General features: G+C 71.9%; 20 protein-coding genes and 2 tRNA genes. 4 read left to right on the forward strand and 18 right to left on the reverse strand.

The genetic code is table 11. The features are described from left to right. Positions 1–8: 8 nt before the first annotated feature. On the reverse strand, positions 9–1877 hold the full coding sequence (gene lepA, locus ACP4IX_RS07585; protein ID WP_426519791.1) for a translation elongation factor 4: 1869 nt from the start codon (positions 1875–1877) through the stop codon (positions 9–11). A 285-nt stretch (positions 1878–2162) separates the two neighbouring features. Here lepA and rpsT point away from each other — a divergent pair, with 285 nt between their 5' ends. Then, on the forward strand, positions 2163–2429 hold the full coding sequence (rpsT, locus tag ACP4IX_RS07590; RefSeq protein ID WP_055416861.1) for a 30S ribosomal protein S20: 267 nt from the start codon (positions 2163–2165) through the stop codon (positions 2427–2429). Positions 2430–2947: 518 nt separating this feature from the next. On the opposite strand, the gene holA is transcribed toward rpsT, so the two are convergent. Together holA and ACP4IX_RS07600 are read right to left on the reverse strand one after the other, a co-directional pair. Next, complete coding sequence (holA, locus tag ACP4IX_RS07595) at positions 2948–3937, reverse strand: DNA polymerase III subunit delta (protein ID WP_426519794.1); 990 nt, start codon at positions 3935–3937, stop codon at positions 2948–2950. Between the two features lie 200 nt (positions 3938–4137). After that, entirely contained in the window at positions 4138–4539 is a 402-nt protein-coding gene (locus ACP4IX_RS07600; RefSeq protein WP_426519796.1) for a RidA family protein, read from the reverse strand. Between the two features lie 101 nt (positions 4540–4640). Here ACP4IX_RS07600 and ACP4IX_RS07605 point away from each other — a divergent pair, with 101 nt between their 5' ends. Beyond that, a complete protein-coding gene (locus tag ACP4IX_RS07605) occupies positions 4641–5024 on the forward strand; it encodes a winged helix-turn-helix transcriptional regulator (RefSeq protein WP_426519798.1) in 384 nt (127 codons plus the stop codon). Positions 5025–5270: 246 nt separating this feature from the next. Here ACP4IX_RS07605 and ACP4IX_RS07610 read toward each other — a convergent pair whose 3' ends face one another. From ACP4IX_RS07610 to leuS, 8 genes are all read right to left on the reverse strand, one after another. Continuing rightward, on the reverse strand, positions 5271–5516 hold the full coding sequence (locus ACP4IX_RS07610) for a hypothetical protein (protein WP_426519800.1): 246 nt from the start codon (positions 5514–5516) through the stop codon (positions 5271–5273). Between the two features lie 83 nt (positions 5517–5599). After that, positions 5600–6481 (reverse strand): YceI family protein, encoded by an 882-nt coding sequence (locus ACP4IX_RS07615; RefSeq protein ID WP_426519801.1) that lies wholly within the window; start codon positions 6479–6481, stop codon positions 5600–5602. Between the two features lie 260 nt (positions 6482–6741). Beyond that, positions 6742–7569 (reverse strand): arylamine N-acetyltransferase family protein, encoded by an 828-nt coding sequence (locus tag ACP4IX_RS07620; RefSeq protein WP_426519802.1) that lies wholly within the window; start codon positions 7567–7569, stop codon positions 6742–6744. A gap of 4 nt (positions 7570–7573) precedes the next feature. Beyond that, positions 7574–10222, reverse strand: a complete 2649-nt coding sequence (locus ACP4IX_RS07625) for a ComEC/Rec2 family competence protein (protein WP_426555082.1) — start codon at positions 10220–10222, stop codon at positions 7574–7576. A 20-nt stretch (positions 10223–10242) separates the two neighbouring features. Further along, a complete protein-coding gene (locus ACP4IX_RS07630) occupies positions 10243–11451 on the reverse strand; it encodes a helix-hairpin-helix domain-containing protein (protein WP_426555061.1) in 1209 nt (402 codons plus the stop codon). 155 nt (positions 11452–11606) lie between these two features. Continuing rightward, a complete protein-coding gene (locus ACP4IX_RS07635; protein ID WP_426519808.1) occupies positions 11607–12452 on the reverse strand; it encodes a DegV family protein in 846 nt (281 codons plus the stop codon). Between the two features lie 72 nt (positions 12453–12524). Beyond that, positions 12525–13292, reverse strand: coding sequence for a hypothetical protein (locus ACP4IX_RS07640; RefSeq protein WP_426519810.1), 768 nt, complete (start codon positions 13290–13292; stop codon positions 12525–12527). Between the two features lie 493 nt (positions 13293–13785). Further along, positions 13786–16686, reverse strand: a complete 2901-nt coding sequence (gene leuS / locus ACP4IX_RS07645) for a leucine--tRNA ligase (RefSeq protein ID WP_426555062.1) — start codon at positions 16684–16686, stop codon at positions 13786–13788. Between the two features lie 602 nt (positions 16687–17288). On the opposite strand from leuS, the gene ACP4IX_RS07650 reads away from it, so the two are divergent. Both ACP4IX_RS07650 and ACP4IX_RS07655 read left to right on the forward strand, forming a co-directional pair. Further along, on the forward strand, positions 17289–18521 hold the full coding sequence (locus ACP4IX_RS07650) for a cytochrome b/b6 domain-containing protein (RefSeq protein ID WP_426555063.1): 1233 nt from the start codon (positions 17289–17291) through the stop codon (positions 18519–18521). Positions 18522–18768: 247 nt separating this feature from the next. Beyond that, a complete protein-coding gene (locus ACP4IX_RS07655; RefSeq protein ID WP_426555064.1) occupies positions 18769–20376 on the forward strand; it encodes an NADH-ubiquinone oxidoreductase-F iron-sulfur binding region domain-containing protein in 1608 nt (535 codons plus the stop codon). Between the two features lie 145 nt (positions 20377–20521). On the opposite strand, the gene ACP4IX_RS07660 is transcribed toward ACP4IX_RS07655, so the two are convergent. From ACP4IX_RS07660 to ACP4IX_RS07690, 7 genes are all read right to left on the reverse strand, one after another. Then, positions 20522–20594: transfer RNA gene (locus ACP4IX_RS07660), tRNA-Ala, on the reverse strand. Positions 20595–20730: 136 nt separating this feature from the next. Continuing rightward, positions 20731–20964 carry a hypothetical protein gene (locus tag ACP4IX_RS07665; RefSeq protein WP_003976229.1) on the reverse strand — a complete coding sequence of 78 codons (234 nt, stop codon included), beginning with the start codon at positions 20962–20964 and terminating at the stop codon, positions 20731–20733. Positions 20965–20967: 3 nt separating this feature from the next. Beyond that, the gene (locus tag ACP4IX_RS07670) at positions 20968–21141 is read right to left on the reverse strand and encodes a hypothetical protein (protein WP_426519822.1); all 174 of its coding nucleotides are present in this window, start codon (positions 21139–21141) and stop codon (positions 20968–20970) included. A 201-nt stretch (positions 21142–21342) separates the two neighbouring features. Beyond that, positions 21343–21415, reverse strand: a tRNA-Ala gene (locus ACP4IX_RS07675). Between the two features lie 119 nt (positions 21416–21534). After that, a complete protein-coding gene (locus tag ACP4IX_RS07680; RefSeq protein ID WP_426519824.1) occupies positions 21535–22206 on the reverse strand; it encodes a histidine phosphatase family protein in 672 nt (223 codons plus the stop codon). Next, positions 22203–22649, reverse strand: a complete 447-nt coding sequence (gene rsfS / locus ACP4IX_RS07685) for a ribosome silencing factor (RefSeq protein ID WP_310873428.1) — start codon at positions 22647–22649, stop codon at positions 22203–22205. Before rsfS ends, ACP4IX_RS07680 begins: the two co-directional genes overlap by 4 nt. A gap of 83 nt (positions 22650–22732) precedes the next feature. Further along, the gene (locus tag ACP4IX_RS07690) at positions 22733–24619 is read right to left on the reverse strand and encodes a LytR C-terminal domain-containing protein (protein WP_426555065.1); all 1887 of its coding nucleotides are present in this window, start codon (positions 24617–24619) and stop codon (positions 22733–22735) included. Between the last annotated feature and the right edge of the window lie 12 nt (positions 24620–24631).

Consider the following 24631-nt stretch of genomic DNA (forward strand, 5'->3'; position numbering starts at 1 on the left):
GGTCGCTGCTACTTCTTGCCCTTGCCCGACCCCGCGTTGTCATCACTGGACAGGACCGCGATGAAGGCCTCCTGCGGGACCTCCACGGAACCCACCATCTTCATCCGCTTCTTGCCCTCCTTCTGCTTCTCCAGCAGCTTCCGCTTACGCGAGATGTCACCGCCGTAGCACTTGGCGAGGACGTCCTTGCGGATGGCGCGGATGGTCTCGCGGGCGATCACCCGGGAGCCGATGGCGGCCTGGATGGGCACCTCGAAGGCCTGGCGCGGGATGAGCTCGCGCAGCTTGGCGACGAGCCGCACCCCGTACGCGTACGCCGCGTCCTTGTGGGTGATCGCCGAGAAGGCGTCCACCTTGTCGCCGTGCAGCAGGATGTCGACCTTGACCAGGCTGGACGTCTGCTCGCCGGTGGGCTCGTAGTCCAGCGAGGCGTAGCCGCGCGTCTTCGACTTCAGCTGGTCGAAGAAGTCGAAGACGATCTCGGCGAGCGGGAGCGTGTAGCGGATCTCCACCCGGTCCTCGGAGAGGTAGTCCATGCCGAGCAGGGTGCCGCGCCGGGTCTGGCACAGCTCCATGATCGCGCCGATGAACTCGGTCGGCGCGAGGATCGTGGCGCGCACGACCGGCTCGTAGACCTCGTTGATCTTCCCCTCGGGGAACTCGCTCGGGTTGGTGACGGTGTGCTCGACGCCGTCCTCCATGATCACGCGGTAGACCACGTTGGGCGCGGTGGCGATCAGGTCGAGGCCGAACTCGCGCTCCAGCCGCTCGCGGATCACGTCGAGGTGCAGCAGGCCCAGGAAGCCGACGCGGAAGCCGAAGCCGAGGGCCGCGGAGGTCTCCGGCTCGTAGACCAGGGCGGCGTCGTTGAGCAGGAGCTTGTCCAGCGCGTCGCGCAGCAGGGGGTAGTCCGAGCCGTCCAGCGGATACAGGCCGGAGAAGACCATGGGCCTGGGGTCCTTGTAGCCGCCGAGCGCCTCCTCGGCGCCCTTGTGCATGCTGGTGACGGTGTCACCGACCTTGGACTGGCGGACGTCCTTCACACCGGTGATCAGATACCCCACCTCGCCGACGCCGAGGCCGTCGGCGGAGAGCATCTCCGGCGAGTTGGTGCCGATCTCCAGCAGCTCGTGCGTGGCGCCGGTGGACATCATCCGGATCCGCTCGCGCTTGTTGAGCTGGCCGTCGATGACACGGACGTACGTCACGACACCCCGGTAGGAGTCGTAGACGGAGTCGAAGATCATCGCGCGGGCGGGGGCGTCCTTGACGCCGACCGGGGCCGGGACCTCCGCGACGACCTTGTCCAGCAGCGCCTCGACCCCGAGGCCGGTCTTGGCGGAGACCTTGAGCACGTCGGCGGGGTCGCAGCCGATCAGGTTGGCGAGTTCCTCGGCGAACTTCTCGGGCTGCGCGGCCGGCAGGTCGATCTTGTTCAGCACGGGGATGATCGTGAGGTCGTTCTCCATCGCCAGGTAGAGGTTGGCGAGGGTCTGGGCCTCGATGCCCTGGGCGGCGTCGACGAGGAGGATGGTGCCCTCGCACGCGGCCAGCGACCGCGAGACCTCGTAGGTGAAGTCGACGTGCCCCGGCGTGTCGATCATGTTGAGGATGTGCGTGCTGCTCTTGTCGTGGGTGGGGGCCCACGGCAATCGCACCGCCTGGGACTTGATCGTGATGCCGCGCTCGCGCTCGATGTCCATGCGGTCGAGGTACTGGGCGCGCATCTGCCGCTGCTCCACCACACCGGTCAGCTGGAGCATCCGGTCGGCGAGCGTGGACTTGCCGTGGTCGATGTGCGCGATGATGCAGAAGTTGCGGATCAGCGCCGGGTCGGTACGGCTCGGCTCGGGCACATGGCTGGGGATCGCGGGCACGCAGGGTCCTGATTCTTGAGGCGTCCGCAGTGTCTGCGGTCTCGGGTCGGATCGATACGTAGCTTCCATCGTCCCACGGGTGGGGAGCTGGGATGGGTCTGGGACGGGTCGAGGTCGGGAGGAGGCCTGATCCAGGCCGGGGCGGGACCGGGATTGGGCTGCTCGACGGGCCGCTGGTAGTGTGGGTGGCTGTGTCTCTTGCCCTCTCAGCACGAGGCGCACCTTCAAGAAATCATCGGCACGTGACCCTCGCGGCCCCGTGCCTGAACCTGCAAAGGCTCATTCGTGGCGAACATCAAGTCCCAGATCAAGCGGAACAAGACCAACGAGAAGGCCCGGCTGCGCAACAAGGCCGTCAAGTCCTCTCTGAAGACCGCGATCCGCAAGGCCCGTGAGGCCGCTGCCGCGGGTGACGTCGAGAAGGCCACCGAGTACCAGCGCGTCGCTTCGCGCCAGCTCGACAAGGCCGTCTCCAAGGGCGTCATCCACAAGAACCAGGCCGCCAACAAGAAGTCGGCGCTGGCGACGAAGGTCGGCGCTCTCAAGGGCTGAACCCCTTATCTGGTCTGATCGCCGGAAGGACCCAGAGCGGGCCCTCTCTCATCCGCTCCCGTCCGGCACCCAAGGATCCATGCGCGGCCTGCGTTCGCCACGCGGGCATGGATCCGCCGAGCTTGATCCGAAGGCCCCGGTGGCCGTCCTTCCCCAGGACGGCCACCGGGGCCTTCGGTCTGCCGGGCCTCGGGGCCGACGGGGGCGGGGCTCACCGGGGCCGAGGGGACGGGGCTCACCGGGACGGGCAGGGCGGGCCGAAGCGGGCGGGGCCGACGGGGCGGGCGGGGCGAGGCGGGGCGGGCGGAGCGGGCGGGACGAGGCGGGGCGGGCAGGAAGACCGGAGCCGACGGGCCGACCGGCACGGGCAAGGCAGCCATGGCGAGCGGACCGGCCAAGGCGGGCCGGCTGCCCGAGGCGGGCGAGGCTGAACGGGACGCTGGGGTGGGGCGGGGTGGGGCGGGCTGGGCCGAGTTGGCCGGGCCCGGCCGGGGCTGGCCGGGCCTGGCCAGGGTGACTTACGCCCGGCCTCGCGACCGCGCCGCCCGCGCGATGGTCACCACGGCCTTCTCCAGGGCGTACTCGGGATCCTCCCCGGCGCCCTTCACCCCGGCGTCCGCCTCGGCCACCGCGCGCAGGGCCACGGAGACGCCGTCCGGTGTCCAGCCGCGCATCTGCTGCCGGACGCGGTCGATCTTCCAGGGCGGCATCCCCAGCTCACGCGCGAGGTCGGCGGGGCGTCCACCGCGGGCGGAGGACACCTTGCCGATCGCCCGCACGCCCTGCGCCAGCGCGCTGGTGATCAGCACCGGTGCCACTCCGGTCGCCAGCGACCAGCGCAGCGCCTCCAGTGCCTCCGCCGCGCGTCCCTCGACGGCCCGGTCGGCGACCGTGAAGCTGGAGGCTTCGGCCCGTCCGGTGTAGTACCGCCCGACGACCGCCTCGTCGATCGTCCCCTCGATGTCCGCGGTCAGCTGGGACACCGCCGAGGCCAGCTCCCGCAGGTCGCTGCCGATCGAGTCGACCAGCGCCTGGCACGCCTCGGGGGTCGCCGACCGCCCGGTGGCGCGGAACTCGGCCCGTACGAACGCCAGCCGGTCGGCGGGCTTCGTCATCTTCGGGCAGGCCACCTCGCGCGCGCCCGCCTTGCGGGCGGCGTCCAGCAGGCCCTTGCCCTTCGCGCCGCCCGCGTGCAGCAGCACGAGGGTGATCTCCTCGGCGGGTGCGCCGAGGTAGGCCTTCACGTCCTTGACCGTGTCGGCGGACAGGTCCTGCGCATGGCGTACGACCACGACCTTGCGCTCGGCGAAGAGCGAGGGGCTGGTGAGCTCGGCGAGCGTGCCGGGCTGCAACTGGTCGGGGGGCAGGTCGCGTACGTCCGTGTCGGCGTCGGCGGCCTTCGCGGCGGCCACCACCTCCTGCACGGCACGGTCGAGCAGGAGGTCCTCCTGGCCCACGGCAAGGGTCACCGGGGCGAGAGGGTCGTCATTCGCAGTCTTCCTGGCCATCGCGACAAGCATCGCACGCACCACCGACAGCGAGTGCCGGCCCACGGGACTCCCCCGGCCGCGCCGGCCGGGAGCCAGTGACCTGGTTCGGGGACGCGTTACGGGGGCGTCCGTGGAACGGGTCACTGTGACTGCTCGTCACTGTGGCTGTTCCACGAACGGATCCCTCAGAGAGCCGCGGAAGGTGCGAGGGGGAGATCTTAAGCGGGCAGTTTCGTGTCGACGACGAAGCTGATTTCGATGACCTGGCCGGGCAAGGTCAGTTCCGTGACGCCCAAGACCGTGCTGGCCGGGCGGTGATCGCCGAAGTACCCCAGGTTGCCCTCCGCCGTCGCCGCGGCATTCTGCCGCAGGTCCACCACGTACAGGGTCTGCGAGACGACCTGGTTCCGGGTGGCGCCGTAGTGGTCCAGGATCTTGTCCATGTTGGCGTAGGTCTGCTTGAGCTGGGCGGCGAAGTCGCCCGCGTGGAGGAACTCGCCCGCCTCATCGAACGCGAGCTGTCCGGAGACGTGGATCAGATCGCCGGACTTGATCGCCTGTGAGTAGCCGAAGTCGCTCTCGGCCGGCACGTCGTAGCTGAAGACATCGATGGGAGCCATGGTGTCCGCCCTTCCGGTTCGCTCTCTTGTAGTTACTCGGAAACTGTAGGAGAGTGACGGCTGACCTGGAAGAACGCACTTTTCGGTGACTGAGGAACCTGATGGTGACCAAGCAACTGCTCAAGGGCCTGCCCGAGGACGCTGACCTGCGGCGCGCAGACTCCCTGGCGCGGGAGATCTTCTCGGACGTCGCCAACAAGTGGGCGCTCCTGATCATCGAGGCGCTCGGCGATCGCACCCTGCGCTTCAGCGAACTGCGGAACGAGGTCGAGGGCGTCAGCCACAAGATGCTCACCCAGAACCTGCGCATGCTGGAGCGCAATGGCCTGGTCGACCGGAAGGTGCACCCCACCGTGCCGCCGCGAGTCGAGTACACCCTCACCGAGCCTGGCCGGGCCCTGCGCACCGCGGTCGACGCCATATGCGGCTGGACCCACCAGCACCTCGGCCACATCGAGAGTGCACGCGGCCGTTTCGACGCCTGACGGGCACGCGACGACATCCTGGCGCGACTCCGCGACCCGACGCCGGTGGCCACCACGTGGCCCGCGCTCCGCCGGATCGGGCTGCCGAGCCATCCCGTGCCACAGGTTCAGCAACAGGCATCTCACAGGCGGCGGACCGTCCCACGGACCTGCTGCTGTCTCTCGTGAACATCCACGAGCCCCAAGATCACCAGCTGCTGCCCGAACCGGCGGACGAACGCTCCTGTTCGAAGTGACCGAAGCCGGCTAGGGCTCCTCCCGCCAGCCCTCCCACTCCCCGGCGAACTCGTCGAGCTCGCCGGGGTCCAGCCGCTCCCGCTCGTCACGCAGGACGACGAGCCACTGGGCGTCCTCGGCGTCGTCCTCACCGGCCAGGGCGTCCCGGACGATCCGGGGCTCCTCGTCGACCCCGAACCGCTCCCCGAGCGCCTGGGCCGCCTCCTCCGCGGCATCGCGGTCGGGCAGCACCAGCACATGTCTCACATCGCTCACGGGTGCCATTGTCCGACATCACGCGGCGGCCGGGCCGTCGGGCGGGGCTGCGGGCGCCCGCTCGCCCCAGGGCAGGATCCGGTTCAGCCCTTGGGCACGATCTGCACGTCGAGGTCGATCCTGATGCTGGGTCCGACCACGGCGATGCCGCGCGCCAGCATCGTCTGCCAGCTCACCGTGAAGTCGTCGCGGTGCAGCTCGGTGGTGGCACGGCAGGCCGCCCGCACTTCGCCCTCCATCCCGTTGCCGAGGCCGAGGTACTCGGCGTCCAGGGTGACGGTGCGCGTCACGCCGTGCAGGGACAGCGCCCCCGAGACGGCCCACCGGTTGCCGCCCCGGTGCGTGAACCGGTCGCTGTAGAACTCCAGGGTCGGATACCGCTGGACGTCCAGGAAGTCCCCCGACCGCAGGTGGTCGTCGCGCATCTTCACGTTGGTGTCGATGGACGCCGCGTCGATGACCACGTGCATCGCCGACTGCTCCATGTCGTCGGCGATCCGCACCGCGCCCGCGAACGAGTTGAACCGGCCGTGGATCCGGGCCAGCCCGATGTGCCGGGCGGTGAACGCGATCGACGAGTGCGCCGGCTCGATCTCCCAGTCGCCCGGCGCGGGCAGCTCCGGGGGCTGGGCCACCTGCAGGGTCACGTCGCCGAGCGAGGCCAGCGCGTCCTCGGTGACGGTCGCCGACGCCCGGTACGGCGTGTAGCCCTCGGCGGACACCGCGAGCCTGTACTCCCCCGCGGGCACCGTCGCCACGAACGAACCGAAGGGGTCCGTCCCACCGCTGACCACCTTGCGCCCCATGGTGTCGCTGACCGCGAACTCCGCGTTGGTCACCGGCTCGTTGACGGGATCGAGGACCCGGCAACTCAGCACCCCGGCGTTCGGCGGGGTCCGCACCGCCGCCAGGGGACCCGTCCGTTGCATCCGCTTCGTTCGGCTTCCCAGCCAACGGCCGATCATCTACGACATCCTCTGCACGGTGAGAAATTGTTGACGAAGTAACATTCGATCACCGATGAGGCTTTCGAGGCAACACGGGGTCACATCGCGGGAAACCGGCGCATGTGCCGGGAGTACTCACGAGTAGCCCTTCTGTGGCCCCGAATAGGCCGCCCCGGCCGGCAGGCGCACAGCCGCCGCGGGGTCACCTCGCGACGGGTGACGGGCGGCGGGCGGTGGGCGGCGGGCGCCGGGTCGCGTTGCGGGCGGCACCGGTCGCCTCACAACCGGCGCACGGCCGGCACCCGGTCGAGGGCGATGCCGAAGCGGTCCCGGTACGCCGCGAGCACCTCCTCGTCCGTGTCCAGCTCACGCTCCTCCCGTCCGCCGTCGGCCGCCGTGGTCATGAGCCTGCGGCCGCTGAGTGTGACCCTCCCTCCGTCTTCCGTGACCCGCGAGCAGACCGGCGACTGGAGGAAGTGCGACTGCGGCGAGGTGCTGTGCCACCACGCGCCGGACACGAAGTCGCCGAGCACCCGCGGGCGCAGCTCCACCCGGTACACGGGCTTCCCGTCCCGCAGCACGTCCAGGTCGGCGTCCCGCGCGGAGTCGTGCCCGCCGCGCACCCCGGCCTCGTCCGGGCCCGCCTCGACGACCTGGAACGTGCCGCCGGGGTCCTCCTGCTCACCCCGCTCCCCGAACGCCAGGGGACCGTGGCTGTGCGCCCCGAACCCGACGTCCGCCAGCCAGTCGCCCCCGTCCACGGTCCGTACCCGCAGTGCCAGGTGGTCGTAGGGGATCCCGAGCCGGCCCCCGTCCCCGTACACCCGCGCCGCCAGCAGGGTGACCTCGTACCCGAGCGCCGCGAGCAACGCGCCGAAGAGGCCGTTGAGTTCGTAGCAGAACCCGCCCCTGTGCGCGCCCACCACCTTGTCCAGCAGCCGCTCCTCCTCCAGCGCGATCTCCTCTCCCAGATGGACGGACAGGTTCTCGAAGGGCACGCTGCGCAGATGACGCAGGTGCAGCTCACGCAGGGCCTCGACGGTGGGCCACGCCGCGTACTCGGCTCCGAGGCGGGCGAGGTAGGCATCGACCTGGGCTTGATCCATGCCCTCAGTCTCCCGCCACCCGCAACGCCCTGCCCGTACCGGTGACCGCCAGGGCCCCGTCCCGGTCCGTCCGCAGCACCATCGCCCCCTGGGCCCGCAGCGTCTCGACCGTGCCGGGAGCCGGGTGGCCGTAGGTGTTGTCCTCCCCGCAGCTGATGAGTGCCAGCCGTGGGGCCACCTTCCGTATGAGGTCAGGGTCCTGGTGGGCGGAGCCGTGATGGGCCACTTTCAGCACGTCGACCCCTTCCAGTACCGCTGCCGCCGGTGATCTCGCCAGCTCCTGCTGCGCCGGGGGTTCCAGGTCGCCGAGGAGCAGCAGACGCAGGCCCGCCGTCCGCACCAGGAGGGTGACGCTGGCGTCGTTGGGGCTTTCCGTGGTCGTCGGAGAGCCCGGCACCGTGGTCGCCGGTGGGCTCGGTGGTGGCCACACCACCTGCCAGGACAGCGGGCCGGACCGCCGCTGCTCCCCGGCGGCGGCGTGCCGCAGGGGGATCCGCCGTGCCGCAGCCTGTCTGCGGACGGACTCGGCCTGGTCCGCGGGCTCCTGGAGTGCGGTCGTCTCGATCGCGCCCACCGAACGCCCCCGCAACACCCCGGGCAGGCCCGCCACATGGTCCGCGTGGAAGTGGGTCAGCACCACGAGCGGGACGCGGGTGATGCCGAGCGAACGCAGACACCGGTCGACCAGCGCGGGGTCGGGCCCGGCGTCCACCACCACGCCCGCACCCTCACCCGCCGCGAGCACCATGGCGTCTCCCTGTCCCACATCGCACATCACCATCCGCCAGCCCGGCGGAGGCCACCCGGTGATCACCCGGGCCAGTGGCGGCGGCCGCACCACCACCAGGACGAGCAGCACCGCGCAGACACCGCACCACCAGGGATGTCTCAGCAACCGCCGGCCGACGATCAGCACACCCACCGTGACAAGGGCGAGCAGCGCCGCCCCGGCCCAGTCGCCCGGCCAGTCCACGCCCGCGCCGGGCAGCGCGGCCCCGGTGCGGGCGATCCCCGCGATCCACTCGGCCGGCCAGCCTCCGCACCAGGCCAGCCCCTCGGCCACCGGCATCGCCACCGGTGCCGTCGCCAGCGCCGCGAAGCCGAGCACCGTGGCCGGGGCGACCGCGAACTCGGTGAGCAGGTTGCACGGCACCCCCACCAGGCTCACCCGCGCCGACAGCACGGCGACGACCGGCGCACACAGGGCCTGCGCCGCGCCCGCGGCGGCCAGCGCCTCGGCGAGCCGAGGCGGAACCCGGCGCCGGCGCAACGCCAGGCTCCACCCCGGGGCGAGCGTGAGCAGCGCCCCGGTGGCCAGCACGGAGAGCAGGAAGCCGTAACTACGGGCCAGCCACGGGTCGTACAGCACCAGCAGCAGTACGGCCGTCGCCAGCGCGGGGAGCAGCGACCTGCGGCGTCCGGTGGCCAGGGCCAGCAGGGCTACGGACCCGCAGGCGGCGGCCCGCAGCACGCTGGGGTCGGGCCGGCACACGACGACGAAGCCGAGTGCGAGCACGCCGCCCAGCAGCGCGGTCGTCCGCAGGGAGAGGCCGAGTCGGGGCGCCAGACCCCGGCGCTCGCTGCGCTGGGCCAGTCCGGGCGGTCCGAGCAGCAGGGCGAGCACGATCGTGAAGTTGGCACCGGACACCGCCAGCGTGTGCGCGAGATCGGTTTCCTTGAAAGCCTCCTCCAGCTCCGGCGTGATACGCGAGGTGTCCCCGACGACCAGTCCCGGCAGCAGCGCCCGCGCGTCCGCCGGCAGACCGTCGGTGGCCTCCCGCAACCCGGCCCGCAGCCGCCCCGCCAGCCGCTGCGCCCCCGACGCCTCGGCCACCACCTCCGGCCCCTCCCGGCCGTCCACCCGCAGCACGGCGGCGACACGGTCCCCGGTCGCCCTCGGGGGCGCCGTCCGGGCGGTGACACGGAGCCGCGCGGTCGGCAGCAGTCCCAGCCAGCGCGCGGTCCCGGGCCCGGCACGGGTGAGCTGCGAGCCCTCCGGGTCGTCCAGGCCGCGCGGGTCGCCCGCGGAAGCGGGTCCCGGTGTCTCCTCGCCGTCCCCCGCGTCGATGAGCATCAGCACCGGCGTCCGGGTCATCACCTCCCTGCCCGCGGCCTCCGTCACCCGCCGCACGTCGGCCTCGATCACTACGGTGGGCGGCACGGCACGGTTTCCCCGGATGCGGGGCCGGGTGAGGCGGGGGTCGGCGGTGACCTCCACCTCGGCGGTGACGGTGGCGTACTGCCGCGCCAGCGCCGGCACGGGTCCACGGCGCAGGTCCGCGCCGTGCAGCGCGGCCGAGACGGCGGACGCGGCGACGCAGAGGAGCAGCGCGGCGACCGACGCGTGACGCCGTCCGCGCGTCGCGCGCCGCCTCCGCGCCCTCGGCAGCAGTACTCCGGCCAGGATCAGCCCGGCGGTGGCGACTCCCACGGCCCACCCTGGCGGCGCGTCCAGCATCAGCGCCGCCGTCGCCCAGGCTGCGAGCGCCGGCGGGACCAACCGCAGGTCCGTAGGCCCCTCCTGCCGGGGATGGGCCGCGCCGAGCCGGTGCCCGGAAGCGGCGTGCACGGCCGCGCGCGGGGACACCGTCCGATCGTGGGGCTCCCCCGGCCGGCTCGGCCGACCCGTGTCCGGGCTCAGGTCTGGGCTCATGGCCGGGCTCAGGTCTGGACTCATGGCCGCACGAGATTCCGCAGGTCGGCGAAGCGGCGCTCACCGATGCCGTTGACCTCGCGCAACTCGTCCACCGAGCGGAAACCGCCGTGCTGGGTGCGGTAGTCGATGATGTGCCGGGCCAGCACGGGACCGACGCCCGGCAGGGTGTCGAGCTGATCGGCGGTCGCCGTGTTGAGGGAGACCGGCCCCGCGGGTGCCCCTCCCGCCGCCGGACCACCCGGCCCGCCCGGAGCTGTGCCGCCCGGGTCGGACCCCGTGACCGGCGCGGGGGCACCGACGATCACCTGCTCTCCGTCCACCAGGAAGCGTGCCTGGTTCAGCCCGTCGGTCCTGGTGCCGGACCGCACGCCTCCGGCGGCACGCAGGGCGTCCGCCACGCGTGAGCCCGCCGGAAGGCGGTGGATCCCGGGCTTGCGGACCTTGCCGCCGACATCCACCACGATCTCGGCCCCGACCGTGGCGGTGGCCGTGCCTGTGCCCGTGGCCGTGCCCTTGCGCGATCCGGGCGCGGAGTCTCCTCCCGCCCTCTCTCCCACTCCCTGCGCGCCGTAGGCCGCCGCTTCCCGCACCACCTCAGGTGCCGCCACGGGGTGGGTGCGGCCGGTCCAGAAGTGCTGCACGGCGAAGACCGCGGCGACGACGAGCAGCACCGTGAGCGCGGCCACACTGCGCCGCTCCAGCCCGCACCGTGTCTGCAGCCACACCGGCATCCGTTCCCGCAGCGCCAGTCCTGCCCGCTCCCGCCAGACCGTCACGGCGGCGTCCGGTGGCGTCCCTTCTTCCCACGCCGCCCGCTCCGTCCTCCGCGACGGCGGCCCCTTCCCCGATCCGCCCCGCCGACCGGCGTGTTCGGCGTGTTCGGTGCGTTCGGTGCGTTCGGTGCGCCCGGCGGGTTCGGTGCGCCCGGCAGGTTCGGCGTGTACGACGTGCCCGACACGTTCGGCACGCTCGGCGTGTCCGGCAGGTTCGGCATGCTCGGCAGGTTCGGTGTGTTCGGCCCGTTCGGCCCGTTCGGCCCGTTCGGCGAAGAGTGCCGCCGCCCGCCGCCGGAGTTCCTCCTCAGGTGCGTGACGGCGCCCGTGCCGTGCCCTGCCGATGGAGCGGGAAGGGGACGAGTGGCGCCGGCGGAGCCGGCCGTCGGAAGCCGGTGCGCGGCCCGGACCGCTGGTCGCGGTCGCTGTGCGTGAGCGTGATCGAAGAGCCATGCGACGAGGATCGGACACCTCGCCACCACTGCGATGATCATGCTCAATTCCCGGGGACTACCGACGGGTTGTGGACAACTCCGGTACCCCACTCGGGTGATGCAACGAGTCCCCCCTCCACGTCGACGAGACCCGCACGGCCTCTCGCCACCCCCTCACCGCGACGAGACAACGACCCCGAGCAGTCCGGGCCCCGTGTGCGCCCCGATCACCGCGCCGACCTCGCTCACATGGAGGTCGGACAGCCCGGGCACCCGGTCCCGCAGGCGGTCCGCCAGAGCCGACGCCCGGTCCGGGGCGGCGAGATGGTGGACGGCGATGTCGACGGGTGCACTGCCCGCCCGGTCGGCGACGATCTCCTCCAGCCGGGCGATGGCCCTGGACGCCGTCCGGACCTTCTCCAAGGGCTCGATCCTGCCTCCGTCCAGTTGCAGCAGTGGTTTCACGGCAAGCGCGGAACCGAACAGCGCCTGGGCCGCCCCGATCCGGCCGCCGCGGCGCAGATAGTCGAGGGTGTCGACGTAGAAGTAGGCGGAGGTGCCCGCGGCCCGCTTCTCGGCGGCCGTGACGGCCTCGTCCACCGTGCCGCCCGCCTCCGCCGACTCGGCCGCGGCGAGCGCGCAGAATCCGAGGGCCATCGCGATCATCCCGGTGTCCACGACGCGCACGGGGATTGCCGCCTCGCGCGCGGCGACGACGGCCGCGTCGTGCGTGCCGGAGAGCTCGGCGGAGAGGTGCAGGGAGATGATGCCTTCGGCGCCGGACTCGGCGATCCTGCGGTAGGTCTCGGCGAAGAGTTCGGGGCTGGGGCGGGAGGTGGTGACCGGCCGCCGCTTCTGCAGGGCCTGGGCCAGCGAACGGGTCGAGATCTCGGTGCCCTCTTCCAGGGCCCGGTCGCCCAGGACGACGGTCAGGGGTACCGCGGTGATGCCGTGCCGCTCCATCGTCCGGGCCGGGAGGTAGGCCGTTGAATCCGTGACGATAGCGACATGGCGGGACATGAGCTGGAGGCTACCTGGCGCAGCGCTCGTACGGCAGCCCGGCCTCGTCGACCGGCGTTCACAGGGCCGTGATCAGGTCGTGTTCTCCGGACGGGCCTTCTTCTGCCAGGGATAGACGGGGCGCGGGGCGGGCGGGGTGATGGCGGGCCTCGCGGGCTCCGCCGCCGGCTCCTGCCGCGGGGTCGGTGAGGTCGGCGACGCCTGCGGGGTCTCCGGCCGGCTCTGCCGGGCGCTGGGGGCGTCGGCGGCGGGAGCCTCGGGCCAGGGCGGCGGCGCGGCGGTGGGACCCGTCTCCGTCTCCATCCAGTGCCGCAGGGCGCCGGCCTCGACGTCGATCTGTGCGCTCAACGAGTCGAGGTCGTCGTCCGCGAAGCGGCGGGCCCGGTCCCGGGCCGCCCAGCGCAGGGCCTCCGCCGACCGGGTGATCCGCTCGGTGCGCTCGCGCAGCGCGGGAAGGAGCCCGCCGAGCGTGACGCGGTCCGGGTCCGACTCCAGCCGCCTGAGCTCGGCGTCGAGTTCGAATCCGTGCGCGCTGAGCCGATCGAAGAGGGCGAGGGATTCCTTGAGGGACTCGTCCTCGGCCACGCCCGCGTGCAGCGCGTCCTGGGTGGCCCGCATCGACGTGCGCAGCGTCAGCCGCAGCTGGGCGAGCTCGCCCACCGGCCCGGGCTGGACCAGGGACTTGGCCCGCAGTGTGTGGTCCTCGACCGTGCGGCGGGCCTGGGTGATGCCACGGTCCACGCTGCGCTTGGCGGCACCGACGGCCTTCACCGTGGCGTAGACGCCCAGTACGAGGGCGAGCACGAAGAGCAGGGCGAATACCGTGATCACTGCTTCCACGAAGCTCCTCCTCCGAGCGTCCGGCCCGCACCGGCAGGCCGCGGCGCTCTCCGCGCCGCTCTTCCACGGTAAACGCAGCGGGCAGGCCCAGGGTTCCGATCAGAACCCCGAACCTGCCCGCATTCAACCCTGAACCGGCCCGCACCCGACCCTGAGCCTGCCCTGAGAGGGCCACCCGGACCTTCGGACCCCCGGACCCCGGCCTCAGCCCCAGAAACCACCCGGAGCACCGGACCACCCGGACCACCGGAGCACCAGGCCACCCTGAACACCAGGAGCACCCGGGCCCGCGAAACACCCGGCCCCCACAAGCACTCCCGGGACTCCTGGCCCCCACAAGCACCCCCGGGACTCCTGGCCCCCAGAAGCACCCCCGGGACTTCTGGCCCAAGCACCCCGGGGACTCCTGGCCTCAGAAGCACCCGGAACACCCGGCCCCCCGAAGAGCCCGGTCCAGCCCTCCAGCGGCCCGCCCCCGGAGCTTCCCTCCCGCCTACGCGGGAACGATGTTCACCAGCTTCGGCGCCCGCACGATCACCTTGCGGATCCCGGCCCCGTCCAGCGCGGCCACGACCTTCTCGTCGGCCAGCGCCGCCTTCTCCAGGTCCTCCTCGGAGATGGACGGGGAGACCTCCAGCCGCGCCTTGACCTTGCCCTTGATCTGCACGACGCAGGTCACGGTCTCGTCGACGACGTAGGCCGGGTCGGCGACGGGGAAGTCCTGGTGGACGACCGAGTCCGTGTGCCCCAGCTTGCGCCACAGCTCCTCGGCGACGTGCGGGGCCAGCGGGGCGACCAGCAGCACCAGGCGCTCGGCGACCGTGCGCGGGACCGTGCCCCCCACCTTCGTCAGGTGGTTGTTCAGCTCGGTGACCTTGGCGATGGCGGTGTTGAACCGCATGCCCTCCAGGTCCTGCCGCACGCCGTCGATGGCCTTGTGCAGGGCGCGCAGGGTGTCCGCGTCGATGTCGGCCTCCGCGACGTCCGCGACCGTCACCTGGCCGGTGTTCTCGTCGACGACGTTGCGCCACAGCCGCTGCAGCAGCCGGAACTGGCCCACCACCGCGCGCGTGTCCCACGGCCGGGAGACGTCCAGCGGACCCATCGCCATCTCGTACAGGCGCAGGGTGTCGGCACCGTACTCGGCGCAGATCTCGTCGGGGGTGACGGCGTTCTTCAGGGACTTGCCCATCTTGCCCAGCAGCCGGGAGACCTTCTCGCCCTGGTAGTAGTAGGCGCCGTCGCGCTCCTCCACCTCGGCGGCCGGCACGGCGATGCCGCGGCTGTCGCGGTAGACGTAGGCCTGGATCATGCCCTGGTTGAACAGCTTGTGGAACGGCTCGGCCGAGGAGACGTGCCCCAGGTCGAACAGGACCTTGGACCAGAAGCGCGCGTACAGCAGGTGCAGCACGGCGTGCTCGGCGCCGCCGACGTACAGGTCGACGCCGCCGTGCGGCAGGCCCTCGCGCGGGCCCATCCAGTACTGCTCGATCTCCGGGTCGACCAGCCGCTCGCTGTTGTGCGGGTCCAGGTAGCGCAGCTCGTACCAGCAGGAGCCGGCCCAGTTGGGCATGGTGTTGGTCTCGCGCCGGTACGTGCGCGGGCCGCGGCCGTCGCCCAGGTCCAGGGTGACGTTGACCCAGTCCTCGTTGCGGGACAGCGGGGTCTCGGGCTCGGTGTCGGCGTCGTCCGGGTCGAAGGTGCGCGGGGAGTAGTCCTCGACCTCGGGCAGTTCCAGCGGCAGCATCGACTCGGGCAGGGCGTGCGCGACGCCGTCCTCGTCGTAGACGATCGGGAAGGGCTCGCCCCAGTAGCGCTGGCGGCTGAACAGCCAGTCGCGCAGCCGGAAGTTGACGGTGCCCTCTCCGGCGCCGGTGCGCTCCAGCCACTCGGTGATGCGCTCCTTGGCCTCGACGACGGGCAGGCCGTCCAGGCTGATCTCGTCGTTGGACGAGTTCATGATCTTCGCGTCGTACGACCCGAAGGCGTCCTCCCACGTGGCCGGGTCGGTGCCCCGGCCGTCGGTCGGCTCGACGATGCAGCGGATCGGCAGCTCGAAGGCGCGCGCGAACTCGAAGTCGCGCTGGTCGCCCGCCGGGACGGCCATGATCGCGCCGGTGCCGTAGCCCATCAGGACGTAGTCGGCGATGAAGACGGGGACCTGCTCGCCGTTGACCGGGTTGGTCGCGTAGGCGCCGATGAAGACGCCGGTCTTGTCCTTGGCCTCGGCCTGCCGCTCGACGTCGGACTTGGACGCGGCCTGCGCGCGGTACGCGGCGACGGCCTCGGTCGGGGTCGCGTGACCGCCGGTCCACACGTCGTGCGTGCCCTCGGGCCAGGCGGCCGGGGTGAACTTCTCGACCAGCGGGTGCTCGGGCGCCAGCACCATGTAGGTCGCGCCGAACAGGGTGTCCTGGCGGGTGGTGAAGACGGTGATGTTCTCGCCGTCGACGGGGAAGTCGACGCGGGCGCCCTCGGAGCGGCCGATCCAGTTGCGCTGCTGCAGCTTGATGGCCTCGGGCCAGTCCAGCTCGTCCAGGTCGTCCAGCAGCCGGTCGGCGTAGGCGGTGATGCGCATGTTCCACTGGCGCAGCTTGGACTTGAAGACGGGGAAGTTGCCGCGCTCGGAGCGGCCGTCGGCGGTGACCTCCTCGTTGGCCAGTACGGTGCCCAGGCCGGGGCACCAGTTGACGGGCGCGTCGGAGGCGTAGGCCAGGCGGAACCCGCCCAGCACGTCGGCGCGCTCGGCGTCGCTCAGCGCGCTCCACGCGCGCCCGGGGTGGCCCGGGACCGCCCGCTCACCCGACTCGAACTGGGCGACCAGCTCGGTGATCGGACGTGCCTTGCGCGCCTCCTGGTCGTACCAGGAGTTGAAGACCTGCAGGAAGATCCACTGGGTCCACTTGTAGTACTCCGGGTCGATCGTGGCGAACGACCGGCGCTTGTCGTGGCCCAGGCCCAGCCGGCGCAGCTGGCTCTGCATGTTCTTCATGTTGGCTTCGGTGGACACGCGCGGGTGCGTGCCGGTCTGCACCGCGTACTGCTCGGCGGGCAGGCCGAAGGCGTCGAAGCCCAGGGTGTGCAGGACGTTGTGGCCGGTCATCCGCTGGAAGCGGGCGAAGACGTCGGTGGCGATGTAGCCCAGGGGGTGGCCGACGTGCAGGCCCGCACCGGAGGGGTACGGGAACATGTCCATGATGAACTTCTTGGGCCTGGCGACCAGCTCCGCGTCGCCCGCCAGGTCACCCTTGGGGTTCGGCGCGGCGTACGTCCCCTCGGCGTCCCAGAAGTCCTGCCAGCGTGCCTCGATCTCGGCGGCCATGGCAGCCGTGTAGCGGTGCGGCGCGGCGTCCGCCGTCACGGGGGCGGTCGCCGCGGGGTTCGTCTCGCTCATGATCCTCAAAGCTCCATCGATCGTCTCTGCCAGCGGCTGCGACATTCAAGACCAGCGGCTGCGAATGCCGGGAAATGAAAAATCCCCTCGCACAGGAGGGGACGCCGCGCCGATTCCGGCCACCGGACTACGACCGGGGCCGGGGCTGATCAGCGCGGCTCGCTAAGCAGAAGGCGTACGGCACGCATGGCGTCAGGGTACCGCAGTCGTCGATCCGGTCGCGACGGGCTTCCGGCGGTCCGCGCCTCGCCTCCCCGCCGCGCCTTCCCGCCACGCCTCCCCGCCGAGCCTTCCCGCCGCCCTCACGGCCGGTGATCGTGAACCAGGGCCAATGGTTACTTCGCGTAATGACCACTATGGGGACATCACTACGAGCGCATTGTCATTTGATAACAACGCAATAACTCAAACCTCGTACCCGCGGGTATGGCGCCACTTAGAGTGCGGCAGCGGGACCGCTACCCCGAACCGCTCCGGAGTTGCCCCATGAACCCTGCGCACCCTCCGCACCCTTCCGCCCCTCCCGCCCCTCCCCTGAGCCACCACCCCCTCGGCAGCAGCTCGAGCCCTCCCCGCGCGTCCGTGACGTGGGGAGGCCTGCCGTGGTGACGAACGACAGCACGGCGGACGACACCTTCGCGGAGTTCCTCGACTTCGGCGCCGGCGTCCTCTCCCTCGTCCTCCTCAGCTGCTCGGTGATCTGGGGCCTCGTCGCCCAGGACCGGATCGTCCTCGACGCCCGCCGGCGGATCCTGGCCCAGGCGGTGCACCGGACCACCGCGGTCGGCTCGGTCGTCTTCCTGCTGCTGCACATCGGGGTCAAGCTGGCACGGGAGCACACCACCTGGGTCGCCGCGGTGGTCCCGTTCGGGCTGCTCGCCACGGACGACGAGTCGTTCGGGGGGCGAGGCGTCCTCATCGGCTTCGGCACCCTGGCCAGCATGCTCATGCTCTTCGTGGGCGTCACCGGCGCCCTGCGCAACCGCTTCGCGTCCCCGGCGCCCGCGGCCGCCCGCTGGCGGGCCATGCACATGCTGGCCTACCCGGCGTGGTGCCTGGCGCTGCTGCACGGGCTCTACGCGGGGCGCGCGGCGAAGCCGGTCTTCCTGGTCCTGTACGGCCTGTCCCTGCTCGGCGTCATGGCGGCCCTGGCACTGCGTGCGGCCCCCCGCCCGGTCAAACGCAAGGTCGCCGACCGGATCACGGGCCTGCTGGGGACCGGGGAGCGGCCGGTCCGCGAGGAGCCCGCGGGAAGCCGGGGCCGGGGGACGGACACCGCCGCGCTGCCGGGCTACGAGCGTGCCGGGGCACCGCGAGCGGGCGGGGTCTCCGCACCCCTGTACGCGCCCGCCGAGCGTCTGCCTCCACGGGAGCCGGCGAGCGGGTTCGCGGCGGCCTACCGGGCCGTTTCCGGCCCCTCGGGCGCACACCGGCGGCCACTGACGGCCGACCGGACCGCGTCCGCCCCGCCGCCGGACATGCCGCCCACCGAGGCGATGCCCTTCGCGGACGGCGCCGGAAGCACCTCGGGCAGCTGGCCCGTACCGTCCCCGCCGCCGGTCGGCGAGGCACCCCGGTCGGTCTACGACCCGCTCGACGACACGGGACACACCGTCCCGGTCTACGGCGATACGGACACCTCGGGCCACGGCTCGAGTGACGTGCGCGACACCCGTGAGGCGAACGCGGTCCGCGACACGTACTACCCGGGCGACACATACACCAGCGGTCCCGCCACCGAACCGGTCACCGGTGCCCCGTCGTCGTCCTACGACTTCGACGCACCGGGTTCCGGCGAACCTTGGAACACGCCTTCCGCCGGAGGCCTCAACTGACCCCACTGACTCCTCAAATCCCTCAGCCCCCTCAGCCCCCTCCACCCCCTCTGACCTCCCCGGCCCCTCCGACCCTTCTGATTCCTCTGACCCCCCTGCCTCCTCCCCCAGCCGGCACAAGGAGATTCCTGGCTCACGCCGCCTGCGGGTCAGCAACCCAGCAGCTCTTCCCCGACCAACACCAGCCGGGTCGCAACCAGCCCGGTCCGATCCGGCCCGAGGGCCGGGGCACCTCCGGAGGAACGTGGTGAACGAGGCCCTGCCCGACGTCCCTGAAGTCCGTGTGGTCGGGCTTCCCCAGCTCACGTCGGGCTTCGACCTTGTCGAGCGCCTGGACCTGCCGATGCACCTCAAGGTGCACGGTCCGCTCGAACCGATGGGCGGGGAGCAGATCGCGCAGCTCTCCGAGCGCATCAACCTGAAGGGACGCGGTGGCGCGGGCTTCCCCTTCCACAAGAAGCTGCGCTCGGTCGCCGAAGCCGCGATCAAGCGCGGCGTGCGGCCGGTCGTGGTCGTCAACGGCAGCGAGGACGAGCCCGCCTGCCGCAAGGACACGGTGCTCATCAACCGCGCCCCGCACCTGATCCTGGACGGCGCGCTGCTGTGCGCCGAGGCCATGGGCGCCCGCACCCTCGTCATCGGGGTCACTCGTGAGTCCACGCAGCGCTCCATGGAGGCCGCCCTCGCCGAACGCGGACTGAACAACACACGCCGGTCGGCCCTCCGCGCGCGCGTGCAGCGCAATCCGGTACGGATGGTCACCGGCGCGGCGTCCTCGCTGATCCGCTCCATCGACGGCGGCCCGGCGATCCCGCCCGGCCGCAAGGTCAGCGCGTCCCGCAGCGGCGTGGGCGGCGCGCCGACCCTGCTGTCCAACGCCGAGACGTTCGCCCAGCTGGCGATCGCCGCCCGCATCGGCCCGGAGCGCTACGGCAGCACCGGTCTGTACGACGAGCCGGGCACCGTCATGCTCACCGTGTCCGGGGCGGTGGCCCGCCCCATGGTCGTCGAGGTGCCGACGGGCGTGCCGCTGCGCTACGTCCTCCAGCTGGCCGGCGCCCCGCCGGTGCCGCAGGGCGTGCTGACCGGCGGCTACCACGGCAAGTGGATCGACGCGGCGACCGTCGGCGAGGCGGTCGTCTCCCGCGACTCCCTGCACCGGGTGGGCGGCTCGCTCGGCGCGGGCGCGATCCTGCCGATCGGTCAGGACACGTGTCCGCTGGGCGAGTCGCTGCGGGTGGCGCAGTGGCTGGCGCAGGAGAGCGCGGGCCAGTGCGGCCCCTGCTATCTGGGGCTGCCGGCCGCCGCGCGCGGCCTGGAGGACATCCTGAACGGCGGCGGTCCGGCCGCCCTGGAGGCGGTCAAGCAGGTCGCGAAGAACGTGAAGCGGCGCGGCGCCTGCTCGCACCCGGACGGCTCGGCGATGTTCCTGGAGTCGACCGTCGAGGCGTTCACGGACGATCTCGCCGCCCATGTCCTCGGCAACGGCTGCGGGCGGCCCGTGGAGGGTGTGCTGCCGCTCTTCGAGGGCGGCACGGCGGGCGTCCCGGGCGGCGGTGGGGAGGAGGGCGGGCTCAGCCGCCAGAAGATCCACGTCGACTGGACGCTGTGCCGGGGCCACGGTCTGTGCGCGGACATCCTCCCGGAGGTCTTCCAGCTCGGCGCCGACGGCTTTCCGACCGTCGCGCAGGCCGACGTACCGCGCTTCGCGGAGGCCAAGGCGGTCCGCGCGGTGCGCCGCTGTCCGGCGCTCGCCCTGCGCATCGAGGAGGACGGCCGCGGGCAGGCACCGTCGTCGCGGACCGGCCTGCCGGTCCTGTCGCAGGGCCGCGGCCGCCGGGCACTCGGCCGCTGACACCCGACGCAGCACGGACAAGACAGCAGGAACGAAACAGCAGGAACGAGACAGCACGGGAGGGACAGCACGGGAGAGAGAGTCGGGAGAGGCGCATGAAGAAACCCCCCGGATCGGTGATCCGGGGGGTTTCTCCGTCTTCTTGTGGAGCTAAGGAGAATTGAACTCCTGACCTCCTGCATGCCATGCAGGCGCTCTACCAACTGAGCTATAGCCCCTTGCTGTCCGCCGCCCGGTTTCCCCGGCGGCGACGCCAACATTACACGGTCGACCGGGCACAACACCAAATCGTTTCCACTTTGCCCGTTTTGCCCTCTTGCTCTGCTCTCCTGCGTGGGCCGCCGGGCCGTGGCGCTACGCCGTGACGAACGAATAGAACCGCTTGAGCGTGCAGTGCTCCTCGAGGAGCCGGCCGTAGATCGGCTCGCCTTCGAGTTCGCGGTACGTCTCGATCGGGTCGCCTTTTATGATCAGTGCGCGCGCGCACTCCTCGCACCAGTACTGGTAGTCCGGGTTGACCGGCTCCATGTCCCGCACGATCGGGGTGCCGCTGCCGCACCAGTCGCACTTCCGCCTGTGTGCACCCATCGATCAGCTCCAGCTGTGGCCGCAGGCCGTGCACACGTAGGAGATTCCGCCGTTGTCGCCGAGGACCTGGGCCACGTGCGCGGAACCGCAGGAAGGGCAGCGCAGGCGGGTCGACGTGTCGCGTGTCACCGCTGAGCCGAGGAGGTGACCGACCTCCTCGAGGATGCTCGCAGGCATCGCCACTCCCTCCCGTCGGGTCGCGGTCCCCTTCCGGCCGTTTGATTCTGCCACGACCGGGCCAACACGGTCAGCGACGCCTCAGTACCAGTCCGGACACGGAGTCCCACCGGGGCATACGTCTGTGGGACTCCTGTTGCTCAAGCGGACGGATACGAAAAATCCCGTCCCCCGAAGGGGACGGGATTCGTCCGTGGGCTGTGGAGCTAAGGAGAATTGAACTCCTGACCTCCTGCATGCCATGCAGGCGCTCTACCAACTGAGCTATAGCCCCTGGTGCCACGCGGCTGGGCCACATGGTCTTTCGCTCCGCTCGGCGGGGCGAACAAGAAGAACTTTAGCCTGCGACCTGCCGGAAAGTGAAATCCGGGTCCCGGGCCCGCCGAGCGGGGCTCAGTCGTCGTCGCCGAGCACCGGCTCCGGCAGCGTGCCGGCGTTGTGCTCCAGCAGACGCCAGCCGCGGACGCCTTCGCCCAGGACGGACCAGCAGCAGTTGGTCAGGCCGCCGAGGCTCTCCCAGCTGTGCGGTTCCAGACCGAGCAGGCGGCCGATGGTGGTGCGGATCGTGCCGCCGTGGCTGACCACGACGAGGGTGCCGTCCTCGGAGAGCTTCTCGGCGTGCCTGAGCACCACGGGGGCGGCGCGGTCGGCCACCTCCGTCTCCAGCTCGCCGCCGCCGCGGCGGACCGGCTCGCCGCGCTTCCACGCCGCGTACTCCTCGCCGTGCCGGGCGATGATCTCGTCGTGGGTCAGCCCCTGCCAGACACCCGCGTAGGTTTCCCGCAGGCCCTCCTCCAGGGTCACGTCCAGGCCGGTGAGCGCGGCGAGCTCGGCGGCGGTGTTCGCGGCCCGGCTGAGGTCGGAGGCGACGATCGCGTCCGGCCTCAGGCCGACCAGCAGCCGGGCGGCGCGGCGGGCCTGGGCGACGCCGGTCTCGGTGAGCCCGACGTCCGTGGTGCCCTGGAAGCGGCGCTCCACGTTCCACGAGGTCTGGCCGTGCCGCCAGAGGATGACACGGCGGCCGCGGCCCGGCTGTCCGGCCGTCACCTCGCCGGTGGCGCTCATCGCCAGTCCCCGTCGGTCTCCGTCGCCTCCTCGGCGGCCCGGAGCCGGGCGTGCTCCTCGGCCTTGCCGCGGGTCTCCTTGGCGTCGGCGGGCAGCTCCAGCTCGGGGCAGTCCTTCCACAGCCGCTCCAGGGCGTAGAAGACGCGCTCCTCGCTGTGCTGGACGTGGACGACGATGTCGACGTAGTCGAGCAGGACCCAGCGGGCCTCCCGGTCGCCCTCGCGGCGTACCGGCTTGGTGCCGAGTTCCTTGCTGAGCCGTTCCTCGATCTCGTCGACGATCGACTTGACCTGGCGGTCGTTGGGCGCGGAGGCCAGCAGGAAGGCGTCCGTGATCGACAGCACATCGCTGACGTCGTAGGCGATGATGTCGTGCGCGAGCTTGTCGGCTGCCGCCTGCGCGGCGGTGTTGATGAGTTCGATGGAGCGGTCGGTCGCGGTCACTGCCTGGCTTTCGGGTCGGCGGTCGGTTGACCTCAAGGGTCTCACGACCGCCGACGGCAGCCCACGTGATAACCACCCGCCGCCTACGACGCCGGTTCGTAGTCCTGGCCGAGGACCACCGACACCCTCGCGTTCGCGGAGACCTCGCCCTGGGTGACGGAGGTGGCGGGCAGGCCCAGGGTCTTGGCGACCTGGACGGCGTTCTCCTTGTCGGCGGCCTCGGCGTAGACGACCTTGGACGACGCCTCGGTGCCGGACGCGGTGCCGCCCTCCAGGAAGGTGAAGCCGCCGTTGAGGAGGACGACGCGGGCGGTGCCGGCGCTGTCCTCGACGCCGGTGGCGTTGCGGACGGAGACACTGACGGCCGCGTCCTTGTCGGGGCTCTTGGCGGTACCGCCCAGGACGTCCTTGACGATGCTGTCACCGGCTTCGGCGCCGAGCCTGCCGTCGTCCTGGACGGGCAGCAGCGCGGTCTCGAAGTCGCCGCCCTTGGCGAGGTCGGAGAGCCCGGCGAGGAAGGAGCCGAGGTCCTTCTCGGTCAGCGGCGGGTCGAGGATCAGGCCGAGGGTCTGGATGGTGGTCGTCGCGGCCGCGGGGTCCGAGGACAGCTTGCGCAGCACTCCCTGCATGACCTGCCCGAACCGCCGCAGTTCGGCGTCGGCCGCTTCGCCGGAGCCGCGGTGGGTGGCGTAGGCGACGGCCATCCTGCCGCTGAGGGTCTGCCCCTCGCCCTTGCGTACGAGGGGTGTGGCGCCCTTCTCCTTGGCCTCCGGGTCGGGGACGTCGGTGTCGGTGTCGATCTCGATGTTGCCGACCAGGTCGACGAGGACCTGGAGGTACGGCGTGTCCAGGCGCCAGGTGCCCTCGATGTCGGTGCCGAGGACCGAGTCGAGCGCGGTGCGGGTGGCGTCGGGGCCGGCGTCGTCGACGGACTCCGCGAGCGTGGTGGTGGTGCCGTCGTCGCCGGTCAGGGCGAGGGAGTTGGGCAGCAGCACGGTGGTGCCCCGCTTGGTGGTGGCGTTGTCCACGAGCAGCGCGGTGGAGGTGCCGCCGCCGTTGGTGTCGTGCAGGTGGACGGCGATCACGTCGCGTTTCTGGGCGCCGGCCGCCGTCGTGGCGCCCGTCGTGTCGTCCGAGGAGGACAGTCCGGGGAGCTTTCCGGCGTACCAGAGGTAACCGGCACCGCCGACCGCGACCAGTGCCAGGACGACGGCCAGGGCGACGACACGCGTGCGTGCGCGCCGCCGGGCCTCCTCGCGGCGCTCGGTGCGGTTCTCCGTGAACTTCATCCAGTCGATGACGTCCTCGGAGTCGTCGGTCGGCTCCTCGACGAAGGCGAACTGCTCGGTGCGGTACTCCCGGTCCGCGCCGGGTTCGGCGGTCTCCGCGGGGGCGTCCTCCGCGGGGGCTTCCTCCGCGGGGTCCCCGGGCGGGCCCGCCTGCTGGGGGATGTAGGCGGTCTGCCCGGCGACCCGGGACTGCCCGCCGTCGGCCGCAGCCTGGCCGTAGGGGTCGTACGGGTCGTACTGCGGCGGCGTCGCCCGGCCGCCCTGCGGCCCGCCGGACGTGTAGCCGTCGTAGCCGGTGGGGGCAGTGGCAGCGGCGGGGGCGGCGGGCTGCCGACCGGTGTCGTAGCCGGGGCCGGAGGACTGCCCGCCGGTCTGGTGGCCGGTCCCGGAGTCGTACGGGTCGTAGGGGTCGTAGCCGGGGGCGGGTTGCTGCCCTCCCGCGGCGTACGGGTCGTAGCCCTGGTCGTAGCCGTACGCCTGCTGCCCGTACTGCTGATCCTGCTGTTGCGCGTACTGCTGACCCTGCTGTTGCGCGTACGCGTCGTACGGCTGCTCACCGCCCGGCCGGGCCGGGGCCTGGCCCTGGGCCTGGCGGTACACGGGCCGGCCGTACTCGTCGTATCCGACGAGTTCGTACTGGCCGCCGCCGTCGTCGTACCCCGCGCCGTATCCGTCGTTCACCGGTGCCCCCTT

It is taken from the genome of Streptomyces sp. WG5, assembly GCF_049974565.1.
In the GTDB taxonomy this organism is placed as follows: domain Bacteria; phylum Actinomycetota; class Actinomycetes; order Streptomycetales; family Streptomycetaceae; genus Streptomyces.